This window comes from Kitasatospora sp. NPDC059827, assembly GCF_042731675.1.
In the GTDB taxonomy this organism is placed as follows: Bacteria; Actinomycetota; Actinomycetes; order Streptomycetales; family Streptomycetaceae; genus Kitasatospora.
The window spans coordinates 82,250-103,068 of sequence record NZ_JBHWIV010000008.1 but is presented as its reverse complement, the minus strand read 5'-3'; the positions used below and the strand labels follow the sequence as shown (position 1 = coordinate 103,068).

The window sequence follows — 20,819 nt, the reverse complement described above, 5'->3', positions numbered from 1 at the left end:
ACGCGTGGTCCTGCACCCGCACGGCGGTGCCCCGGTCGGGGCGGTGGCGGCGCGTCTGGCGGACGCGGCGCACTCGTGCGGTCGTCAGAAGCAACGAAGGGCGGCCCCGCCCGGTCACGGTCCTTTGGACGTGCAGACGAGTGAAACCGGACAGCCCGGTAGAATCGGTGTCCAGACACCCACACCCGTCCGCCGCCGCTGCCCTCCGTCGGGGAGGCGGCTGCGCGCGACACCTCGAACCGCTGATACCGCTGCCGGAAGGCCGTCTGTGTCCTCTGCAATTCCCGTCCAGTCCGTGCCGGACAACGACACCGTCCTGGTGGTCGACTTCGGTGCCCAGTACGCCCAGCTCATCGCCCGTCGGGTGCGTGAGGCGCGGGTCTACAGCGAGATCGTGCCGAGCAGCATGCCGGTCGCCGAGATGCTCGCCAAGAACCCCAAGGCGATCATCCTCTCCGGCGGTCCGTCGTCGGTCTACGAAGAGGGCGCGCCGCAGCTCGACCGTGCGATCTTCGAGGCCGGTGTCCCGGTCTTCGGCATGTGCTACGGCTTCCAGCTGATGGCCAAGACCCTGGGCGGCACCGTCGACAACAGCGGTGCCCGCGAGTACGGCCGCACCCCGCTGAAGGTCTCCCGCACCGGCTCCACCCTGTTCGAGGGCGTCCCGGCGGAGCACTCGGTGTGGATGTCGCACGGCGACGCCTGCTCCGCCGCCCCCGAGGGCTTCACCGTCACCGCGTCCACCGCGGTGGTCCCGGTCGCGGCCTTCGAGAACGACGAGGCCCGGCTGTACGGCGTCCAGTACCACCCCGAGGTGCTGCACTCCGACCACGGCCAGCAGATCCTGGAGCACTTCCTCTACCGCGGCGCCGGCATCGCCCCGACCTGGACCACCGGCAGCGTGGTCGAGGAGCAGATCGCCCTGATCCGCGCGCAGGTCGGCAACAAGCGCGCGATCTGCGGCCTGTCCGGCGGCGTGGACTCCGCGGTCGCCGCGGCCCTGGTCAACAAGGCCATCGGCGACCGGCTGACCTGCGTCTACGTCGACCACGGCCTGATGCGCAAGGGCGAGACCGAGCAGGTCGAGAAGGACTTCGTGGCCGCCACCGGCGTCCAGCTCAAGGTCGTCGACGCCTCCGAGCGCTTCCTGAGCGCGCTCAAGGGGGTCACCGACCCCGAGGAGAAGCGCAAGATCATCGGCCGCGAGTTCATCCGGGTCTTCGAGCAGGCCCAGGCCGAGATCGTGGCCGAGGCCGGCGCCAACGGCGAGTCGGTCGACTTCCTGGTCCAGGGCACCCTGTACCCGGACGTGGTGGAGTCCGGCGGCGGCACCGGCACCGCCAACATCAAGTCCCACCACAACGTCGGCGGCCTGCCCGAGGACCTCCAGTTCCAGCTGGTCGAGCCGCTGCGCAAGCTGTTCAAGGACGAGGTCCGGATGGTCGGCCAGGAGCTGGGCCTGCCGGAGGAGATCGTCCAGCGCCAGCCGTTCCCGGGCCCGGGCCTGGGCATCCGGATCGTCGGCGAGGTCACCCAGGAGCGCCTGGACCTGCTCCGCGACGCCGACGCGATCGCCCGCGAGGAGCTGACCGCGGCCGGTCTGGACCGCGAGATCTGGCAGTGCCCGGTCGTGCTGCTCGCCGACGTGCGCAGCGTGGGCGTGCAGGGCGACGGCCGCACCTACGGTCACCCGATCGTGCTGCGTCCGGTCTCCTCCGAGGACGCCATGACCGCCGACTGGTCGCGCCTGCCGTACGACGTGCTGGCGAAGATCTCCACCCGGATCACCAACGAGGTCCGCGACGTCAACCGCGTCGTCGTCGACGTCACCAGCAAGCCGCCGGGCACCATCGAGTGGGAGTGAGCACTCCCCGCGAAGCCTGAACAGCCGCGCCGTCGTTCCCGTAGTGAAGGGAACGGCGGCGTGGCCGTTCTCGGCCCCGGCCCCGGTACGTCCCACCGAAAGCGTGCAGGAGCGGGCAGAATGCGGACCGGACCTGTCAGGGAGTGGCAGGCCGCGAGGGAAGGTGTGCGGGATGTCGGAGGTCAGCGACTCCGAGGCGATCGACGCGGGGGCGGCCGGCCGGGCCGACCGGGCGGCCCAGCGGCGGGCGTTCGCGTCCAGGTACGCGCTGCTGCCGCTGCGGCTGTTCCTCGGCGTCACCTTCGTCTACGCCGCCCTGGACAAGCTCTCCGACGCGCACTTCCTGGCCGGCGCCGGCGACCCGGCCTCCTTCGTCTCGCAGACGCAGGCCGCCAAGGCGGGCGGCAGCCCGATCGGCTTCCTGCTCGGCCCCGCGCTGGACTCGCCCACGCTGTCCGCGCTGGCCGTCGCCTTCGGTGAACTGGCGGTCGGCCTCGGCACCCTGCTCGGCCTCTGGGGCCGGATCGCGGCGCTCGGCGGCGCGCTGATCAACCTCAGCCTGTGGCTGACCGTCAGCTGGAACGTCTCGCCGTACTACCTCGGCAACGACCTCGGCTACCTGATGGCCTGGACCCCGCTGCTGCTGGCCGGCACGCCGTACCTGTCGGTGGACGGCTACCTCGCCCGCCGGGCCGGCCGGGACCGCGAGCGCGGGCTGACCGAGGAGCACGTCAAGCGCCGGGCGCTGGTGGACGGCGGCATCGCGGCGGTCGCGATCGGCGGCGCCGGGCTGCTGACCGGCTCGCTCACCCGCACCTTCGGCCGCAGCGGCAAGGCCGCGCCCAAGCAGTCCGCGGCCCCGGCCCCCGGCGGCACCGCGACGGCGCCCGCCGCGCCCGCCCCCAGCGTCGCCGCGGCGAGCGTGCCGGTCGGCGGCTCGGCCCAGGTCAAGGACCCGGCCACCGGGGACGGCGTCTACATCGTGCAGCCCAAGGCCGGCCAGTACTGCGCCTTCTCCGCCGTCTGCACCCACTCCGGCTGCGCGGTGGACGCCCCGAAGAACGGCCAGCTGTACTGCCCCTGCCACGGCTCCCGCTTCGACGCCGCGACCGGCGCCGTGGTCAACGGCCCGGCGGTCAAGCCGCTGCCCCGCTACGCCGTCAGCAGGAACGGCGACAAGCTGACCCTGGGCCCGCAGCAGAGCTGAGCCGCCGGAGACGCCCTACTCGTCGCGGTCCGGCCGGCCCCGCCGGGCCACCGCGGCGACCGCGCCGGCCAGGCCGCCGACGCCGAGCACGATGAAGGTGACCGGGACGACGACGCGTCCGTTCACCGACTGATCGTTGAGCGCCGCCACCAGGTAGAGCACGGCGATCACGGTGAACAGCCCGCCCGCGATCAGCGAGAACAGGTCGAGCCGGTGCTTCCTCACTGCTGGACCACCTTGATGTCGCCGATGCCGATGCCGAGTTGGAGATCGATGGTGCCCTTGGACGGGCGGCCGTCCACCGGGCCGAGCTGGTAGACGTGCCGTCCGGTGCCGCCGCCCTGGTCGCCGGGGACGGTCACGTTGCCCAGGCCGACCCGGGCGACCAGGTCCACCGTGACGTCGGCCGGCACGGTGACCACCAGTTCGCCGGCCCCGAGGTCGACCTTGGTGGCGACGGTGCCGCCGGCCGGGTCCAGCCGGGAGAGGTCCAGCCGGATGTTGCCGGCGCCGAGGTTGTAGCGGTCCTTGAGGTCCGTGGCCGCGGCGACCGTCCAGGTGCGGTCGCCGACGGCGTCCTGCACGGTGTGCGGCGAGTGGCCGGCGAAGGCCAGCGCCAGGGTGGTCAGCAGGCCCAGCACCGCGAGCTTGCGGGCCTTGCCGAACTTCGCGGCCAGCAGCAGGGTCAGGCCGATCACCAGCAGCCCGGTGGCCAGCACCACGGTGCTCAGCCTGGTGACGTCGGTGTGGCCGACCGAGGCGGACCAGACCGCGGTGGCGGCGCCGATCGCCAGCAGGAAGCCGAAGAAGCCGAGCGGCGAGCGCTCCTTGGGGTGCCGGACGACGGCCGGCTCGCGCCGCTCCGGGCGCTCCTTGCGCAGCGGGTCGCCGGGCGGGAGGTCGGCCCGCTGCCACCAGGCCTGGGCCTGGCCGCCCGGCGGCGGCACCTTGGGGCCCGCACCGGGCGGCGGGGTGCCGCCCTGGTCGGTGGCGCCGTACGGGTTGCGCTCGGGGTGGCGGGGGTCCCACAGGTAGCCGCTCGGGCCGGGGGCGGGGGAGTCGGCGGGGACGGTCCCGGCGGCCTGCGCGGCGGCGTGCCGGGCCCGGGCCTCGTCCGACGGCCAGCCCTCGGCGTCGGGGAAGTGGCGGTCGTACGGGCCGCCGCGGCGGCGGCCGCGGCCCCGGAAGCCGCCGCGGCGGCGCTCCGGGTCGTAGCGCACCGCCAGGAAGACCAGGCCGCCGAGCAGCAGCAGCGGGAACAGCTGGTCGCCGTCGCCCATCGAGGAGAAGAACACCCCGGTGCCGATCACGGTCAGCAGGACCGCGCCGATCGACTGGCCGTCGACCCGGCCGGTCAGCACCCGCTGGAGCTCGGTGCGCCCGCCGCGGCCCTTGCCCTCGCCGGCCTCGGTCGGGACGATCAGCCAGGCCAGGCCGTACAGGAAGAGTCCGAGGCCGCCGGAGAGGCAGAGCACCACGGTGACCACCCGGAACACCACCGGGTCGATGTCCAGGTGCCGTCCGAGGCCGCCGCAGACGCCGGCCACCACGCGGTGGTGCTCGGTCCTGGTGAGCGGCGGGCGCTCCGGTTCCGGCGGGGCGGTGGGCCCGGCCTCCTGGATGTGGTCCTCGGTCATGGGCACCATCCTTCCGGCAGCGGGCGGGCGGGCCCAACCGGGTAGGGCCCTGCCCCTACCCTGACTTCTCCCTGAGAGGACTGGGGGGCACCACCCTGATGCGCCCGCAGGCGCCCGCGTGGAACCATCGGTGACGTGGCAGCACCCGGTACCGATCCCCGCCCCCTCGCCCCCGACGCCGCGGCGTCGGCCGGCGCCGACCCGAACGCGCCCGCCGACGGTCGGCCGCCCTACCGCCGGCTCTACCGCAGCCCGCAGGGGCGGATGCTGGGCGGCGTCGCGCACGGCCTGGCGGTGCACCTCGGGCTGCCCGTCCGCTGGGTCCGACTGGCCTTCGTGCTGCTGTTCTTCGCGCAGGGGATCGGCGCGCTGCTGTACGCGGCGTTCTGGTTCGTGGTGCCGATCGGCATCGGCGAGCCCTCGCAGCGCGGCGGCACCCACTGGGTGAACGTCAACGGCGTCTACGTCCCGACCTCGCCCTGGCTGCGGCCGGGCACCCCGGTGACCAAGTCGGGCGGCGGCGGGTGGGTCGGCCGGCTGCGCGAACTGCTCCAGCACGCGCTCCAGGGCGAGCCGGTCGCGGCCACCACCGCCACCGCCGCGGAGGGCGAGGGCGAGGCCGGCACCCGGCCCGGCGGCCGGACCGGGCAGGGCGGCATCGGCCAGCTCGCCGCCCTGGTCATGGTCGTGATCGGCCTGATCGCGCTGCTGAACGTGCTCGGCTGGCAGACCGCCAAGCCGTACACCTGGCCGCTGCTGGCGATCGGCGTCGGCGTCGCGCTGGTCTGGCGGCAGGCCGACGACTCGCGCTGGCAGCGCTGGTTCGGCATCGAGGAGGGCGAGAAGCGCCGCAGCGCCTACACCCGGGTCGGCGCGGGCGTGCTGCTCGCGGTGGTCGGCACCATCGCGCTGCTCGCCATGCAGGGCAGCGGCTCCACCCTCGGCTCGGTGATCGAGGCCTCGCTCGCCGTGCTGGCCGGCGTGCTGGTGCTGCTCGGCCCGTACGGCCTGCGGCTCTGGCAGGACCTCGGCGCCGAGCGCACCGCCCGCATCCGGGCCCAGGAGCGCGCCGAGATCGCCGCGCACATCCACGACTCGGTGCTGCACACCCTCACCCTGATCCAGCGCCGGGCCGAGGACCCCAAGGAGGTGCTCCGGCTGGCCCGCTCCCAGGAGCGCGAGCTGCGGCTGTGGCTGTACCGCCCGGAGGCCGCCGCCGAGGCCGCGCCGGACACCATGGCGGAGACCCTGCGCGCCGCCGTCGCCGAGGTCGAGGACCGGCACGGCGTCCCGGTCGAGCTGGTCATCGTCGGCGACTGCCCGATGGACGAGAAAGTCGCGGCACAGATGCAGGCCGCGAGGGAGGCGACCGTCAACGCGGCCAAGTACGGTGGCGGGGGACCGGTCCAGGTCTACGCCGAGGTGGAGGGGAGGACGGTGTCGGTGTTCATCCGCGACCACGGACCCGGCTTCGACCCCGACACGGTGCCCGAGGACCGGATGGGCGTACGGGAGTCGATCATCGGCCGGATGAAGCGGCACGGCGGCACCGCGCGGGTGCGGCCGGCGGCGGGCGGCGGCACCGAGGTCGAGCTGGAGATGGAGAGAACGAATGACTGAGGCAGAGCCGGGGCGCACGGCCAGGGTCGTGCTGGTGGACGACCACCGGATGTTCCGGACGGGGGTCCGGGCCGAGATCGGCCGCACCGACGTGACCGGGATCGACGTGGTGGGCGAGGCCGACGACGTGGACTCGGCGGTCCGGGTGGTCGCCGAGACCAGGCCGGACGTCGTCCTGCTCGACGTCCACCTGCCCGGCGGCGGCGGCGTCGAGGTGCTGCGCCGCTCGGCCGGCGTGATGGGCGAGCAGGGGGGAGTGAAGTTCCTGGCGCTCTCCGTCTCGGATGCCGCCGAGGACGTCATCGGCGTGATCCGCGGCGGAGCCCGCGGCTACGTCACCAAGACCATCACCGGTACCGACCTGGTCGACGCGATCTTCCGGATCGGCGACGGCGACGCGGTCTTCTCGCCCCGGCTGGCCGGCTTCGTCCTGGACGCCTTCGCCGCCACCGACACCCCGCCGGTGGACGAGGACCTGGACCGGCTCACCCAGCGCGAGCGCGAGGTGCTGCGGCTGATCGCCCGCGGCTACGCCTACAAGGAGATCGCCAAGCAGCTCTTCATCTCGGTGAAGACCGTCGAGAGCCACGTCTCCGCCGTCCTGCGCAAGCTCCAGCTCAGCAACCGCCACGAGCTCACCCGCTGGGCCACCGCCCGCCGCCTGGTCTGAGCCCCGCGTCGTCGTCGAGCCCGTCCGGCCGGATCCCATCGGCCGGGCGGGCTTGTCGGTGGGTGGCCATAGACTCGGAGTGCCATGAGTAGCCTCTTTGACGACCTCCCGCTCCCCGGTTTCGAGGCACCCGCCGCCGGGTCGAAGCAGCCCGCCGTGCCCGTCGCCGCCGCCGACGAGGAGCCCCCGCCGTACGAGGACGAAGTCCCGTACGACGCGTACGAGGAGGCGATCCCGGACGGGCTGTTCCACACGACTGCTTTCAATCAGCCGGGTGGCGCCGCCGAGGCCGAGCGGGACGCCTGGTACCGCAACGGCTCCGCGCGGACGGTGGTCGACCCGGCGCAGCTGCTGGAGAGGATGAACGACCCCCAGCGCGAGGCCGTCCTGCACGCCGGCTCGCCGCTGCTGATCGTGGCCGGCGCCGGCTCCGGCAAGACCCGGGTGCTGACCCACCGGATCGCCCACCTGCTGGGCGCCCGCGGGGTGCAGCCGGGCGAGATCCTGGCGATCACCTTCACCAACAAGGCCGCGGGCGAGATGCGCGAGCGCGTCGAGGCGCTGGTCGGCCCGCGCGCCCGGGCGATGTGGGTGTCCACCTTCCACAGCGCCTGCGTGCGGATCCTGCGCCGCGAGTCCAAGCTGCTGGGCTTCACCTCCAGCTTCTCGATCTACGACTCGGCCGACTCCCAGCGGCTGATGTCGCTGGTCTGCCGCGACCTCGACCTGGACCCCAAGCAGTTCCCGCCGAAGTCCTTCACGGCGAAGGTCAGCAACCTCAAGAACGAGCTGATCGACGAGGAGACCTTCGCCGACCAGGCCGCCAACCCGATGGAGAAGAAGCTCGCCGAGGCGTACGCGCTCTACCAGCGGCGGCTGCGCGAGGCGAACGCGCTCGACTTCGACGACATCATCATGACGACGGTGAACCTGCTGCAGGCCTTCCCGGACGTCGCCGAGCACTACCGCCGCCGGTTCCGGCACATCCTGGTCGACGAGTACCAGGACACCAACCACGCCCAGTACATGCTGGTCCGCGAGCTGAGCGGGGGCTCGGTCGCCGCCGCCCCCAGGCGCACCGTGGACGGCGAGTTCGTGAACCCGGCCGCCGCGCACCTCGCCGAGGTGCCGCCCGCCGAGCTGTGCGTGGTCGGTGACGCGGACCAGTCGATCTACGCCTTCCGCGGCGCGACCATCCGCAACATCCTCCAGTTCGAGGAGGACTACCCGAACGCGACCACGATCCTGCTGGAGCAGAACTACCGCTCCACCCAGACCATCCTGAGCGCCGCCAACGCCGTCATCGAGCGCAACGCCAACCGGCGCGAGAAGAAGCTCTGGACGGCCGGGGACCACGGCGAGAAGGTGGTCGGCTACGTCGCGGACGACGAGCACGGCGAGGCCCAGTTCATCGCCGACGAGATCGACCGGCTCACCGACAAGGGCGAGGCCAAGCCCGGCGACGTCGCGATCTTCTACCGCACCAACGCCCAGTCCCGGGTGTTCGAGGAGGTGTTCATCCGGGTCGGCCTGCCGTACAAGGTGGTCGGCGGGGTGCGCTTCTACGAGCGCAAGGAGGTCCGGGACGTCCTGGCCTACCTGCGGGTGCTCTCCAACCCGGAGGACACCGTGCCGCTGCGCCGGATCCTCAACGTGCCCAAGCGCGGCATCGGCGAGCGGGCCGAGGCGATGGTCGACGCGCTGGCCGCCCGGGAGCGGATCTCCTTCGCCCAGGCGCTGGTGCGGGTCGACGAGGCGTACGGGATGGCCGCGCGCTCGGCCAACGCCGTCAAGAAGTTCAACGTCCTGATGGCCGGGCTGCGCCAGGTCGTCGAGTCGGGCGCGGGCCCGGCGGCGGTGCTGGAGGCCGTCCTGGAGGAGACCGGCTACCTGGCCGAGCTCCAGGCCTCCACCGACCCGCAGGACGAGACCCGGGTGGAGAACCTCCAGGAACTCGCGTCGGTGGCGCTGGAGTACGAGCAGGACCCGGGCGAGCGGCCGGACGCCGGGGAGGACGGCGCGCCGCCGGTCGGCTCGCTGGCCGACTTCCTGGAGCGGGTCGCGCTGGTCGCCGACTCCGACCAGATCCCGGACGACGACGAGGAGGGCCAGGGCGTCATCACGATGATGACCCTGCACACCGCCAAGGGCCTGGAGTTCCCGGTCGTCTTCCTGACCGGCATGGAGGACGGGATCTTCCCGCACATGCGGGCGCTCAACCAGGTCAAGGAGCTGGAGGAGGAGCGCCGGCTCGCGTACGTCGGCCTCACCCGGGCCCGCGAGCGGCTCTACCTGACCCGCTCGGTGCTGCGCAGCGCCTGGGGGCAGCCGGCCTACAACCCGGCCTCGCGGTTCCTGGAGGAGATCCCGGGGGCGCTGGTCGAGTGGAAGCGGACGGGGGCGGCCCAGGCGCCGGTCCAGCGCGGCTTCTCCTCGGGCTCCTCCTGGGGCAAGTCCTCGTCCGGGGGCGGGAGTTCGCGGTCCTCGTCGTCCGGTTCGGCGGCGCCGAAGGCGGGCTGGGGGCAGTCGGTGCGGCGCGGCGGCAAGGTCGTGGAGCGCGAGGTCGCCTCGCTCGCCGTCGGCGACCGGGTCACCCACGACACCTTCGGGCTGGGCACCGTGGTGGGCGTGACGGGCGCCGGCGACAACGCGCAGGCCGAGGTGGACTTCGGCTCGGGCGGCCGCAAGCGGCTGGTGCTGCGCTACGCGCCGGTCGAGAAGCTGTAGGGCGTCCGCGGCGGGCCCGGGGGCTACCTCGGGTCCAGCCCGTTCGCGAGGAACCAGGGCAGCGGGTCGATCGGCCCGCTGTCCTTCGGCCTGATCTCGAAGTGCAGGTGCGGCCCGGTGCTGTTGCCGCTGCTGCCGACGAAGGCGATCACGTCGCCCTGCTTCACCGGCCCCTTGCGGACCTTGTAGCTGCGCAGGTGGCAGTACCAGGCCTCGGTGCCGTCCGGCATCTTCAACATCGACATGTAGCCGTAGAACGGGTTCCACTGCGTCCGGAGCGTGCCGTCGGTGACGGCGTACACCTCGGAGCCGCCGTCCACCGGGAAGTCGATGCCGGTGTGCCGCCGGGCCCAGTGCTCGCCGGAGGCGCCGAACAGCTCGCCCAGGCCGTGCCGGGCGACCGGCATGACCACCTTGGGCTTGACCGGCTCGGGGGTCGGCTGGGCGGTCGGGGTGGCGGTGGGCGTGCCGTCGCCGGGCTGGGTGCCGGTCAGCGGCCCGCGGGCGTCGCCGCGCGAGGCCTGGTCCCGGTCGGTGTGGGCGAGCGCCTGCCGGGCGTTCGGCGCTGCGGCCGGTCCGGTGGGGGCGTCGGGCGCCGAGGCCTGCGCCGGCGCCCGGTCGGCCTGTTCCTGGACCACCGCGGCGCCCGCCGCCCCGGCGACCCCGAGCGCGGCCACCGAGGGCACCGCGACCCGGAACAGGGCGGCCCGGGTGGCCGCCTTGGCGGCGCCGCGGCGCTGGGCGCGGGACTGCTCGCGGGCGGCGAGGCGCAGCTCCGCACGGGTGGGGCGGGCGGCTGCTTCGGGAGCCATCGGGGGCTGCCTCCTCGGTGGGCCTCGGTCACGTCGTCGGGCGAGGTAAACAGGCGTGACTGTAGCCCCACGGCCGACACCCCGGAAAAACCGCCGGTTGTCAAGGGGGCGCACGGGGGTCCGCGCGGTGTCCGGGGGCCCGTCGACGGGCGTACCCGCTGGTAGCAAGGCCCGGCGCTGTGACTTTGCCCTCCTCTTGGGAGGTGGCTCGGCCAACCGGGGCGGGTGGCGCTAATCTCCCCTCAGGTTGGTTGGTTATCGAGCGTTAACCGCGTCAACCGCACCGTGGGCCCACGAAGCCCGGTCGGATGATGGACGACGAGGTCCAGGAGGCAGTGATGAGTGTGTCGGGGCCGATCCGTGTGGTGGTCGCCAAGCCGGGGCTCGACGGTCACGACCGTGGCGCCAAGGTCATCGCGCGCGCCCTGCGCGACGCCGGTATGGAGGTCATCTACACCGGGCTGCACCAGACCCCCGAGCAGGTGGTCGACACCGCGATCCAGGAGGACGCGGACGGCATCGGGCTGTCGATCCTCTCCGGCGCCCACATGACCCTGTGCGCCCGGGTGCTGGAGCTGTTGAAGGAGCGGGACGCCGAGGACATCAAGGTCTTCTGCGGCGGGATCATCCCGGACGAGGACATCGCCGAGCTCAAGGCGATGGGCATCGCCGACATCTTCACCCCGGGCACGACCACCCGGGACGTGGTCGCCTGGGTCGAGGCCAACCTGCGGACCGCCGGCTGAGCTCCGCCGTGCGCCGAGCGGGCCGGTCCGTCCTGGACCGGCCCGCTCGGGCGTTCCCGGGGCGCGCTCCGGTACGGCCGTGCTGCCCGCCCGGCCGTACCGGCTGCCCGGCCCGCCGGTGCGTCAACCCGGCGTGACCGTCAGCTCGTCGAGCATCGCCGCCCGGAAGCGCAGGGTCCCGGCCAGCCGGGCGAAGGTCTCCGACCAGGCGGAGTCGGGCGAGGCCCCGGCGGCCAGCTCCTCCACCGCGGCGGCCGTCCCGGGGGCGAGCGCGCGCTCCGTCATCCCGAGCACCCCGCTGTGGCTCCACGGGTACGCGCCGGAGGCGGCGGCCCGGGCCAGCGCCGTCACCACGGCGGTGGACAGCGGCGGCGTCCACGGGGTGGCGCAGGCCCCGAGCAGCTGGAAGGCCTCGGCCAGGCCGTGCACCTCGACGAAGGCGGCCGTCCAGGCGGCCCGCTCCTCGGGCGGGAGCACGGCCAGCAGCTTCGCCGGGGCGCCGGTGACCCGCGCGCCCCGGGCCCGCCCGGCGCCCCGGGCCGGTGGGGCGGGGGCCGGGCCGAGCAGGGCCCGGGCCCAGTCGGCGTCGTGCTGGCGCACGGCGGCGCGCGCCCAGGCCTCCCGCAGGTCGTCGGCCCAGCTGCTGCTGGTCTCGTCCACGCTGTCGCCGACCCGCAGCGCGAGCAGCCGCTCGGGCGTCAGACCGGTGTCGGCCGGCCAGACCGACAGCGGCGCGGCGGCCACCAACTCGCCGAACCACCAGGCCCGTTCGCCGCGCCCGGTGGGGGACTTGGGGGCGATGCCGTCGCGCTGCATCCGCTCGTCGCACTCGGTGGGCGGGGTGACCAGCAGATGGGTGCCGCTGTCGGCGAGCCGGACGGCGGCCCGGGCCCGCTCGGCCATCCGCCGGGCGAGCGCCGAGTCGGGCAGGGTGGAGAGCAGTTCGGCGGCGGTGGCGCGGACGTTCTTGCTGCGGTCACCCAGGGCGGCCTCCAGGAAGGGCTCGTCGGCGGGGGAGAGGCCGTCCTGGAGGGCGTCCAGGAAGAGCAGCCGGTCCTCGGCGCGCTCGGTGGGCCAGGTGCTGCGCAGCAGCTCCAGCCCGGCGGCCGGGTCGTGGCGGCGCAGCAGGGTCAGGTGGGTGACCCGCTCGGCGAACAGGCCCTCGTGCCACAGCCGGTGGTCGGCCGGGTCGTCCGGGGTGCCCGGGGTCGCCGGTCGCCGGGCCGGCCAGGCGGCGGTGGTGCGCAGCACGAACCGCCAGTCGGGGTTCTGCGCGGCCAGCCAGCGGCCCGGCGGACCGGCCAGCGCGACGGCGTCGGAGCGCAGTTCGCTGCGGGCCCGGGCGGCGTCGAGCAGCCCGGGGATCAGCGCGGCGGGCGGCCGCAGGCCCGCGGCCCGGGCGGCGGCGAGCCACTGCGGCAGCAGCTCGGCGAGGTTGGCCAGGGTGGCGCCGCCGGTGCCGCCGGTGCGCCCGCCGAGCAGGACGGCCAGCCGGCGGGCGGCGGCCTCGGGCAGTTCGGGGCGGGGGTCCTCGGGGGCGGGCGGCCCGGGCGGCCCGGCGGCCGGTACCGGCAGGGCGCCGGCCCGGCGGCGGACGGTGGCCAGCGCGGCCAGCTCCAGCAGGGCGGTGGCCGGGTCGGACGGGTCCACGGCCTCGGCGAGCGGCAGCGCGGTGGGCGGCAGCGGGCGCCGGTCGGTGCCGAGCAGGGCGCTGGTCCGCAGCGGCTCCCACGGGTCCTGGGTGAGGGTCATCGTCGGTTCTCCTGGGACGTCGGGTTCTCCTTGGGGCGCGGGCGCGCCCGGCAAGATCGGCCGGACAGGGCCTAGACGGACGTGAGGCCGACCGGGCGGTGCTCGGCGGTCCAGGCGGTGACCGGGGCGAAACCCTGGTGGCCGTACTCGCCGAAGACCGTCAGCGGGCGGCCGGTGGAGACCGCGGCCAGCCGCCACAGGGCGGCCTCGGGGACGGCCGAGGGCCGTACCGGAACGGTGTGGCGGCCGTCCGTCAGGTGCCAGCCGTCCGGGGCGCGGACCGGGACGACCCCGGCGAGCACGGTCGGCCAGCTGTCCAGCCACGGGTCGTCGGCCACCGCGCCGCCGTACCCGGCGACCGCCTCGGCGACGGTGAGCCCGGCGGGCGGGGCGGCCGGGCCGGGCCCGGGGGCGCCGTAGCGGGTGCCGAGCACGGCGCGCAGCGGGCGGGCGCCGGGGTGGTAGGCGAGTTCGGCCTCCAGCAGGTGGCCGGTGGGCAGGGCGAGGTCGGGGGCCCGGCCGGGGCGCCCGAAGGCGAGCAGCAGGGCGGGGCGGCCGGTCTTGGCGCCGCGCAGCCAGACCCGGCGGGTGGTGAGCCGTTCGTCGGCCGCCCCTTCCATCGGCACGGTGCGGCTGCCGAGCACCAGCCAGCGGTCCCGTACGGTCGGGCCGGCGAGTACCTCGGCGGCGTCCAGGGTGTAGCCGACCCGGGCGCGGACGGTGGCGGCCAGCGCGGGCGGCAGCTCGTCGACCCGGGTGGCGGCGGTGGCCAGCAGGTGCAGCATCGCGTACTCCTCCAGCAGCCGGTCCTCCGGCAGGGTGTCCAACTCCCGTACCCGGGTGGCGAGTCCGGGGGCCTGGGCGTCGACCATCCGGGCCGCGACCTCCTCCCAGGGGCCGGCCGAGGACTGGTCGGCCAGGCCGTGCCGGATCCGGTCGGCGAGCCGCAGCCGCAGTTCGGCCGCGCCGGCCGCGACCCGGGCGCCGCGCCGCTCGGCCCGGCGGCGGGCGGCTTCCGGGTCGGCCGGGGCGCTCGCGGGCTTCTCGGCCCGTTCCTGCCGGGCCTCCAGCCATTCGGCCGCCCAGTCGGCGGGCTCGCCGGCCGGCACGGCCTCGGGGGCGCCGCTCCACAGCAGGAGGAGTCCGAGCGCGTGCTTGCACGGGAGCTTCCGGCCGGGGCAGCTGCACCGGTAGGCGGGCGTGGCGAGTTCGATCACGGTGCGGTACGGCGTGCGGCCGCCGCCCCGGCACTCGCCCCAGAGGGCGGCGCCGTCGGTGCCCGTGCCGGTCCAGGGCGCGGGCGCGGACAGCTCGCCCGCGGCCTTGCGCGACGCGGCGTCAGGGGCCAGCGACAGGACGTGTTCGGTGCTCCAGCGTTCCTCCATGCGACCGACGGTAGGCGGGGGCACTGACAGTGGCTGACGGCCCGTCCGGCACCCGTCCGGCGCCCGTCCGGCGGTTGTCAGTGCCGCGTTGCAAGGTGGTTCCCACAGGCCGGGACGCCGACCTGGCTCCCTCCGTTCACCTCGCCACCGGGGCACCCGCGAGCCCGGCGGCCGACCTCAAGGAGCCCCCATGACCGACGTTCTGCGGCAGCACGCCGAGGACGCGTTCGCCGGCGAACTGGCCGCGCTGGCCGCCCAGGACGACCGCCCGCGCCCCGAGCGCTGGAAGCTCTCGCCGTGGGCCGTGGCGACGTACCTGCTCGGCGGCGAGCTGCCGGACGGCACCCGGATCACCCCCAAGTACATCGGTCCGCGCCGGATCGTCGAGGTCGCCGTCACCACCCTGGCGACGGACCGCGCGCTGCTGCTGCTCGGCGTGCCCGGCACCGCGAAGACCTGGGTGTCCGAGCACCTGGCCGCCGCGGTCAGCGGCGACTCCACGCTGCTGGTGCAGGGCACCGCGGGCACCCCCGAGGAGGCCGTCCGGTACGGCTGGAACTACGCCCGGCTGCTGACCCAAGGCCCCAGCCGGGACGCCCTGGTGCCCTCGCCGCTGATGCGGGCGATGGCGGACGGCAAGCTCGCCCGGATCGAGGAGCTCACCCGCATCCCGGCCGACGTGCAGGACGGTCTGATCACCATCCTGTCCGAGAAGACCCTGCCGGTACCGGAGTTGGGCGGCGAGACGCAGGCCGTGCGCGGCTTCAACGTGATCGCCACTGCCAACGACCGGGACCGCGGCGTCAACGAGCTGTCCAGCGCGCTGCGCCGCCGCTTCAACACCGTGGTGCTGCCCCTGCCCGGCTCGCTGGACGAGGAGGTCGACATCGTCACCCGCCGGGTCAACCAGCTCGGCCGCTCCCTCGACCTGCCCGAACTGCCTGGCGGCGCCGAGGAGATCAGGCGCGTGGTGACGGTCTTCCGGGAGCTGCGGGCCGGTCTCACCGTGGACGGCCGGACGAAGGTCAAGACCCCGAGCGGCACCCTCTCCACCGCCGAGGCGATCTCGGTGGTGACCAACGGCCTGGCCCTGGCCACCCACTTCGGCGACGGCGTGCTGCGCGCCGGGGACGTGACGGCCGGCATCCTCGGCGCGGTCGTCCGCGACCCGGTGGCGGACCGGGCGGTGTGGCGCGAGTACGTCGAAGGGGTGGTGCGCGAGCGCGAGGGCTGGAAGGACTTCTACCGCGCGGCCCGCGAGGTGACGGCGTGACCTCGGAGGTCGCCCTGCTGGGCATCCGGCACCACGGCCCCGGCTCGGCCCGGGCGGTGGCGGCCGCGCTGGCGCAGTGGCGGCCGGACGCGGTGCTGATCGAGGGCCCGGTCGAGGCCGACGCCGTCGTCCACCTGGCGGCCGGGAAGGACCTGGTGCCGCCGGTCGCCCTGCTCGCCCACGCGGTGGACGACCCGTCGCGGGCCGCGTTCTGGCCGTACGCCGCGTTCTCCCCGGAGTGGGTGGCGATCCGGTACGCGGTGGACCACGGCCTGCCGGTGCACTTCATCGACCTGCCCGCCGGGTACGCCTTCGCACCGGCCGCGGGGGACCGCCCCTGGGGCCGGGCGGACGACCCGGCCGAGGAGGGCGGGGAGGCCGCCGAGGAACTGCCCGCGGACCCGCTGGCGCTGCTCGCCGGGGCCGCCGGCCACGACGACCCGGAGCGCTGGTGGGAGGACGTGGTCGAGCACCGCGCCCCCGGCACGGACGCGCTGGCACCGTTCGCCGCCGTCGCCGAGGCGATGGCGGCGCTGCGCGCCGAGGGCCTCGGCGAGTCCCGCCGGGACGAGCTGCGCGAGGCCCACATGCGCCAGCGGATCCGGGCCGCCCGGCGGGCCGGTCACCGCCGGATCGCCGTGGTCTGCGGCGCCTTCCACGTGCCCGCGCTGGCGACCGTGCCCACCGTCGCGCACGACCGGGCCCTGCTCGCCGGGCTGCCGAAGAAGGTGCGGGCGGACATCACCTGGATCCCGTGGACGCACCGCCGGCTCTCCCAGGCCGCCGGCTACGGCGCGGGCGTCCGGTCGCCCGGCTGGTACCACCACCTGTTCAGCACCGAGGGCGACCCGGTGCCGCGCTGGCTCACCCGGGCCGCCGACCTGCTGCGCGCCGAGGACCACCCGGTCTCCTCCGCCCACGTGATCGAGGCGGTCCGACTCGCCGAGACCCTCGCGGTGCTGCGCGGCCGCCCGCTCGCCGGGCTGACCGAGACCCTGGACGCCGTCCGCGCGGTGCTCTGCGAGGGTTCGGACGTCGCGCTGGAACTCGTCCGGGACCGCCTGGTGGTCGGCGACGCGCTCGGCGAGGTGCCGGACGACGCACCGGCGGTGCCGCTGCAGCGAGACCTGGCCCGGCTGCAGCGCTCGCTGCGGCTCAGACCGGAGGCCGCGCCCCGGGATCTCGACCTCGACCTGCGCAAGGACACCGACGCGGCCCGCTCCCGGCTGCTGCACCGGCTGCGGCTGCTGGGCGTCGGGTGGGGCGTGCCGGCCCGGTCCCCGGTCAACTCCACCGGCACCTTCCGGGAGAGCTGGCGGCTCTGCTGGCAGCCGGAGTTCGCGGTCCGGATCGCCGAGGCCGCCCAGTGGGGCACCACGGTGGAGCAGGCCGCCGTCGGCAAGGCGGTCGGCACCGCCCGTGCCGCCGTCGAACTCGCCGAGCTGACCGGCCTGGTGGAGACCTGCCTGCTGGCCGGGCTGTCCGGTGCGCTGCCCGCGGTGATGCGGGTGCTGGCGGACTGCGCGGCCCTGGACACCGACGTCGCGCACCTGGCGGCCGCGCTGCCGGCGCTGGTCCGGGCGCTGCGCTACGGCGACGTGCGCGGCACCGACCACGGCGCGCTGGCCGGGGCCGCGGCCGGGCTGGCCGAGCGGGTCTGCGTCGGGCTGCCACCCGCCTGCGTCGGCCTGGACACGGACGGCGCGGCGGCGATGCGGGCCCGGATCGACGAGGTGCACGGCGCGATCGCCCTGCTCGGCCCGGGCCCGGGCCCGGCCGCCGCCGACCCCGGCACCGCCACCGGTACCGCTGCTGTCGCCGATGCCGCCGGGGCCCCCGACGGACTGCCCGACGGACTGCCCGACCGCTGGGCCACCGCCCTGCGCTCGCTGGCCCGCCGCGAGCCCGCCGGCGCCCCGGCCACCGGCGTCCCCGGCCTGCTGCGCGGCCGCGCCGTCCGGCTGCTGCTGGACGACGGCCGGTTGGACGCGGAGGAGGTCGGCCGGCGGCTCCGGCTGGTGCTCTCGACGGCCAACGCCCCGGCCGACGCGGCCGGTTGGGTCGAGGGCTTCCTCGCCGGCGGCGGCGCCCTGCTGCTGCACGACCCCCGGCTGCTCGCCCTGCTGGACGAGTGGCTCTGCGGGGTCGGCGGCGAGGTGTTCACCGATGTCCTGCCACTGCTGCGGCGCACCTTCGCCGGGCTGGAGGCGGGCGTGCGCACCACCATCGGCGGCCGGGTCGCGGCCGGTCCGCTGGACGCCGCCCCGGCGGCGCCCGGGACCGGCGGCGCACTGGACCCGGACCGCGCCGACGCGGCCGTCCCGGTGCTGGCCGTACTGCTCGGCGTCCGCCCGCGGATCCCCCGCCAGCCCGCCGGCCGCGACACCTGACCCCGGCCGCCCCCCGACCCGCCCGCCGCACCAGGAGGACCCGATGGCAGCGACCCCGACCGACGAACGGCTGCGCCGCTGGCGCCTGGTGCTCGGCGGCGCGGCCGACGGGACCGGCTGCACCCTGCGCGGTCGCGACGCCGCGATGGACGGCGCCCTCGCCGCGCTCTACCGGGGTGCGCCCGAGGAGGGCGGCAGGACGCCCCGGGGCGGCCGCCGCGGTGCCGGGCTGGGCGGTTCGGCCCCGCAGGTGGCCCGCTGGCTGGGCGACATCCGGGAGTACTTCCCGTCCACCGTCGTCCAGCTGATGCAGCAGGACGCGATCACCCGGCTCGGCCTGGACCGGCTGCTGCTGGAGCCGGAGATGCTGGAGGCCGTCGAGCCGGACGTGCACCTGGTCGGCACCCTGCTGTCGCTCGGGCACGTGCTGCCCGAGACCACCCGGGAGACCGCCCGGGCCGTGGTCGGCAAGGTGGTCGCCGACCTGGAGCGCCGACTGGCCGATCGGACCAGGACCACCCTGGGCGGCGCCCTGGACCGCAGCGCCCGGGTGAACCGGCCGCGCCACCGGGACATCGACTGGGACCGGACGATCCGGGCCAACCTGAGGAACTACCTGCCCGAGCACGGCACCGTCGTGCCCGAGCGGCTGGTCGGCCACGCCCGGGCCCGGCGGGCGGTGAAGAAGGACGTCATCCTCTGCGTCGACCAGTCCGGCTCGATGGCGCCGTCCGTCGTCCACGCCGCGGTGTTCGGCGCGGTGCTCGCCTCGATGCGCAGCCTGGACACCCGGCTGGTCGTCTTCGACACCTCGGTGGTCGACCTCACCGAGCAGCTGGCCGACCCGGTGGACGTCCTGTTCGCCACCCGGCTCGGCGGCGGCACCGACATCAACCGGGCCCTCGCCTACTGCCAGTCGAGGATCACCCGGCCGTCGGAGACCGTCGTGGTGCTGATCAGCGACCTGTACGAGGGCGGCGTCCGGGACGGCATGCTGCGGCGGGTCGCCGCGATGAAGGCGGCGGGCGTCCAGTTCGTCGCGCTGCTCGCGCTGTCCGACGAGGGCGCGCCCGCGTACGACCACGCCCACGCCGCCGCCCTGTCCGCGCTCGGCGCCCCGGCCTTCGCCTGCACCCCGGACGCCTTCCCCGGGATCATGGCGGCGGCGATCGAGAAGCGTCCGATCCCGCAGCACCCGACGGGGGCGGCCGACGGAGCGCTCTGACCGGTAGCCCCTGGAGCTCTGACCGGGGCGGTGACGACTTCACTCGAACGTGTGAATCACTCGATCGGTGGACCGCGGGTGCCGTCGATGGCCGGAGGCCGATCTGTGACGGTTCTCACCCATGGCGGACAGGCCCCGGGCGGAACAGTCCCGTCCCACGGGGATAACCTGCCAGACGGACGTGACGCGCGTGTTGATTGACGTGTGCGCCCGTGGCTGTGTGGGCCGCAAGGCCGTACCTCTGCGTACCCGCACCGCTTCGACGACCCGCAGCGAAGATCCTGCCGTGGCACGCTCGTAGAGACACAATCCGCGACCACGAACAAGGACGAACACACGTGGACCTGTTCGAGTACCAGGCGAGGGACCTCTTCGCCAAGCACGGCGTGCCCGTGCTTGACGGTGATGTCATCGAGACCCCCGAAGCCGCTCGCGCCATCGCCGAGCGCTTCGGCGGACGCGCCGTCGTCAAGGCTCAGGTGAAGGTCGGCGGCCGTGGCAAGGCCGGTGGCGTGAAGCTCGCCGCCGACCCGGCCGACGCCGTCGCCAAGGCCGAGGCGATCCTCGGTATGGACATCAAGGGCCACACCGTTCACAAGGTGATGCTGGCCCAGACCGCGGACATCAAGGACGAGTACTACGTCTCGTTCCTGCTGGACCGCACCAACCGCACCTTCCTGGCCATGGCCAGCGTCGAGGGCGGCGTGGAGATCGAGGTCGTCGCCGAGCAGAACCCCGAGGCGCTCGCCAAGATCCCGGTCGACGCCAACGAGGGCTGCACCCCGGAGAAGGCCGCCGAGATCGTCGCCGCGGCGAAGTTCCCGGCCGAGGTCGCCGACCAGGTCGCCGACGTCCTGCAGAAGCTGTGGACCGTCTTCATCAAGGAGGACGCCCTCCTCGTCGAGGTCAACCCGCTGATCAAGTCCGGCGACGGCAAGATCATCGCGCTCGACGGCAAGGTCTCCCTGGACGAGAACGCCGAGTTCCGTCAGCCCGAGCACGAGGCGCTCGAGGACAAGGCCGCGGCCAACCCGCTGGAGGCCGCTGCCAAGGCCAAGGGCCTGAACTACGTCAAGCTCGACGGCCAGGTCGGCATCATCGGCAACGGCGCGGGCCTCGTCATGAGCACCCTCGACGTGGTCGCCTACGCCGGTGAGAACCACGGCGGCGTCAAGCCCGCCAACTTCCTGGACATCGGTGGCGGCGCCTCCGCCGAGGTCATGGCGAACGGCCTGGAGATCATCCTGGGCGACCCCGACGTCAAGTCGGTCTTCGTCAACGTCTTCGGTGGCATCACCGCCTGTGACGCGGTCGCCAACGGCATCGTGCAGGCCCTCGCGCTCCTGGAGAGCAAGGGCGAGAACGTCACCAAGCCGCTGGTCGTCCGCCTGGACGGCAACAACGCGGAGCTGGGTCGCAAGATCCTCGACGACGCCAACCACCCGCTGGTCCAGCGCGTGGACACCATGGACGGCGCCGCTGACCGCGCCGCCGAGCTGGCCAACAAGTAA

Annotated in this window: 15 protein-coding genes; 10 read left to right on the top strand and 5 right to left on the bottom strand. The window is 74.8% G+C overall.

Annotated elements, in window-relative coordinates; all coding sequences use genetic code 11:
• Positions 1-295 precede the first annotated feature (295 nt).
• Together guaA and ACFV8H_RS07615 are read left to right on the top strand one after the other, a co-directional pair.
• The gene (gene guaA / locus ACFV8H_RS07620; RefSeq protein WP_380397347.1) at positions 296-1,864 is read left to right on the top strand and encodes a glutamine-hydrolyzing GMP synthase; all 1,569 of its coding nucleotides are present in this window, start codon (positions 296-298) and stop codon (positions 1,862-1,864) included.
• Between the two features lie 172 nt (positions 1,865-2,036).
• Positions 2,037-3,071 carry a Rieske 2Fe-2S domain-containing protein gene (locus ACFV8H_RS07615; protein ID WP_380397345.1) on the top strand — a complete coding sequence of 345 codons (1,035 nt, stop codon included), beginning with the start codon at positions 2,037-2,039 and terminating at the stop codon, positions 3,069-3,071.
• 15 nt (positions 3,072-3,086) lie between these two features.
• Here ACFV8H_RS07615 and ACFV8H_RS07610 read toward each other — a convergent pair whose 3' ends face one another.
• Complete coding sequence (locus ACFV8H_RS07610; protein WP_380397343.1) at positions 3,087-3,296, bottom strand: hypothetical protein; 210 nt, start codon at positions 3,294-3,296, stop codon at positions 3,087-3,089.
• The gene (locus ACFV8H_RS07605; protein ID WP_380397341.1) at positions 3,293-4,708 is read right to left on the bottom strand and encodes a PspC domain-containing protein; all 1,416 of its coding nucleotides are present in this window, start codon (positions 4,706-4,708) and stop codon (positions 3,293-3,295) included. Before ACFV8H_RS07605 ends, ACFV8H_RS07610 begins: the two co-directional genes overlap by 4 nt.
• A gap of 264 nt (positions 4,709-4,972) precedes the next feature.
• Between ACFV8H_RS07605 and ACFV8H_RS07600 the strand changes: the two genes are divergently transcribed.
• The 3 genes from ACFV8H_RS07600 (at position 4,973) to pcrA (ending at position 9,725) form a co-directional block, all read left to right on the top strand.
• The gene (locus ACFV8H_RS07600) at positions 4,973-6,328 is read left to right on the top strand and encodes a PspC domain-containing protein (protein WP_380397421.1); all 1,356 of its coding nucleotides are present in this window, start codon (positions 4,973-4,975) and stop codon (positions 6,326-6,328) included.
• Positions 6,321-6,998: a LuxR C-terminal-related transcriptional regulator gene (locus tag ACFV8H_RS07595; RefSeq protein ID WP_375882185.1), complete on the top strand. Its 678-nt coding sequence runs from the start codon at positions 6,321-6,323 to the stop codon at positions 6,996-6,998. The genes ACFV8H_RS07600 and ACFV8H_RS07595 overlap by 8 nt, the downstream gene beginning before the upstream one ends.
• An 84-nt stretch (positions 6,999-7,082) precedes the next feature.
• The gene (gene pcrA, locus ACFV8H_RS07590; protein WP_380397339.1) at positions 7,083-9,725 is read left to right on the top strand and encodes a DNA helicase PcrA; all 2,643 of its coding nucleotides are present in this window, start codon (positions 7,083-7,085) and stop codon (positions 9,723-9,725) included.
• A 23-nt stretch (positions 9,726-9,748) separates the two neighbouring features.
• Here the strand turns inward: pcrA and ACFV8H_RS07585 are convergent, their stop codons facing one another.
• Positions 9,749-10,537: a M23 family metallopeptidase gene (locus ACFV8H_RS07585; protein WP_380397337.1), complete on the bottom strand. Its 789-nt coding sequence runs from the start codon at positions 10,535-10,537 to the stop codon at positions 9,749-9,751.
• A gap of 338 nt (positions 10,538-10,875) precedes the next feature.
• Here ACFV8H_RS07585 and ACFV8H_RS07580 point away from each other — a divergent pair, with 338 nt between their 5' ends.
• Positions 10,876-11,283, top strand: coding sequence for a cobalamin B12-binding domain-containing protein (locus tag ACFV8H_RS07580; protein ID WP_375882192.1), 408 nt, complete (start codon positions 10,876-10,878; stop codon positions 11,281-11,283).
• A 123-nt stretch (positions 11,284-11,406) separates the two neighbouring features.
• On the opposite strand, the gene ACFV8H_RS07575 is transcribed toward ACFV8H_RS07580, so the two are convergent.
• Complete coding sequence (locus tag ACFV8H_RS07575; protein WP_380397335.1) at positions 11,407-13,035, bottom strand: DUF5691 domain-containing protein; 1,629 nt, start codon at positions 13,033-13,035, stop codon at positions 11,407-11,409.
• A gap of 71 nt (positions 13,036-13,106) precedes the next feature.
• Positions 13,107-14,420 carry an SWIM zinc finger family protein gene (locus ACFV8H_RS07570; protein WP_380397333.1) on the bottom strand — a complete coding sequence of 438 codons (1,314 nt, stop codon included), beginning with the start codon at positions 14,418-14,420 and terminating at the stop codon, positions 13,107-13,109.
• Positions 14,421-14,610: 190 nt separating this feature from the next.
• Here ACFV8H_RS07570 and ACFV8H_RS07565 point away from each other — a divergent pair, with 190 nt between their 5' ends.
• The 4 genes from ACFV8H_RS07565 (at position 14,611) to sucC (ending at position 20,819) form a co-directional block, all read left to right on the top strand.
• On the top strand, positions 14,611-15,693 hold the full coding sequence (locus ACFV8H_RS07565) for an AAA family ATPase (RefSeq protein WP_380397332.1): 1,083 nt from the start codon (positions 14,611-14,613) through the stop codon (positions 15,691-15,693).
• Positions 15,690-18,083, top strand: coding sequence for a DUF5682 family protein (locus ACFV8H_RS07560; RefSeq protein WP_380397330.1), 2,394 nt, complete (start codon positions 15,690-15,692; stop codon positions 18,081-18,083). Before ACFV8H_RS07565 ends, ACFV8H_RS07560 begins: the two co-directional genes overlap by 4 nt.
• Positions 18,084-18,126: 43 nt before the next feature.
• The gene (locus tag ACFV8H_RS07555) at positions 18,127-19,308 is read left to right on the top strand and encodes a VWA domain-containing protein (protein WP_380397328.1); all 1,182 of its coding nucleotides are present in this window, start codon (positions 18,127-18,129) and stop codon (positions 19,306-19,308) included.
• Between the two features lie 338 nt (positions 19,309-19,646).
• Positions 19,647-20,819 (top strand): ADP-forming succinate--CoA ligase subunit beta, encoded by a 1,173-nt coding sequence (gene sucC / locus ACFV8H_RS07550; RefSeq protein WP_375882207.1) that lies wholly within the window; start codon positions 19,647-19,649, stop codon positions 20,817-20,819.

What these genes read in the sequence shown, in the direction of transcription:
- ACFV8H_RS07615 (WP_380397345.1), top strand. Translation starts at nt 2,037, where the DNA reads ATGTCGGAGGTCAGCGACTCCGAGGCGATCGACGCGGGGGCGGCCGGC.
- ACFV8H_RS07605 (WP_380397341.1), bottom strand. Translation starts at nt 4,708, where the DNA reads ATGACCGAGGACCACATCCAGGAGGCCGGGCCCACCGCCCCGCCGGAA.
- ACFV8H_RS07600 (WP_380397421.1), top strand. Translation starts at nt 4,973, where the DNA reads ATGCTGGGCGGCGTCGCGCACGGCCTGGCGGTGCACCTCGGGCTGCCC.
- ACFV8H_RS07595 (WP_375882185.1), top strand. Translation starts at nt 6,321, where the DNA reads ATGACTGAGGCAGAGCCGGGGCGCACGGCCAGGGTCGTGCTGGTGGAC.
- pcrA (WP_380397339.1), top strand. Translation starts at nt 7,083, where the DNA reads ATGAGTAGCCTCTTTGACGACCTCCCGCTCCCCGGTTTCGAGGCACCC.
- ACFV8H_RS07585 (WP_380397337.1), bottom strand. Translation starts at nt 10,537, where the DNA reads ATGGCTCCCGAAGCAGCCGCCCGCCCCACCCGTGCGGAGCTGCGCCTC.
- ACFV8H_RS07580 (WP_375882192.1), top strand. Translation starts at nt 10,876, where the DNA reads ATGAGTGTGTCGGGGCCGATCCGTGTGGTGGTCGCCAAGCCGGGGCTC.
- ACFV8H_RS07575 (WP_380397335.1), bottom strand. Translation starts at nt 13,035, where the DNA reads ATGACCCTCACCCAGGACCCGTGGGAGCCGCTGCGGACCAGCGCCCTG.
- ACFV8H_RS07570 (WP_380397333.1), bottom strand. Translation starts at nt 14,420, where the DNA reads ATGGAGGAACGCTGGAGCACCGAACACGTCCTGTCGCTGGCCCCTGAC.
- ACFV8H_RS07565 (WP_380397332.1), top strand. Translation starts at nt 14,611, where the DNA reads ATGACCGACGTTCTGCGGCAGCACGCCGAGGACGCGTTCGCCGGCGAA.
- ACFV8H_RS07555 (WP_380397328.1), top strand. Translation starts at nt 18,127, where the DNA reads ATGGCAGCGACCCCGACCGACGAACGGCTGCGCCGCTGGCGCCTGGTG.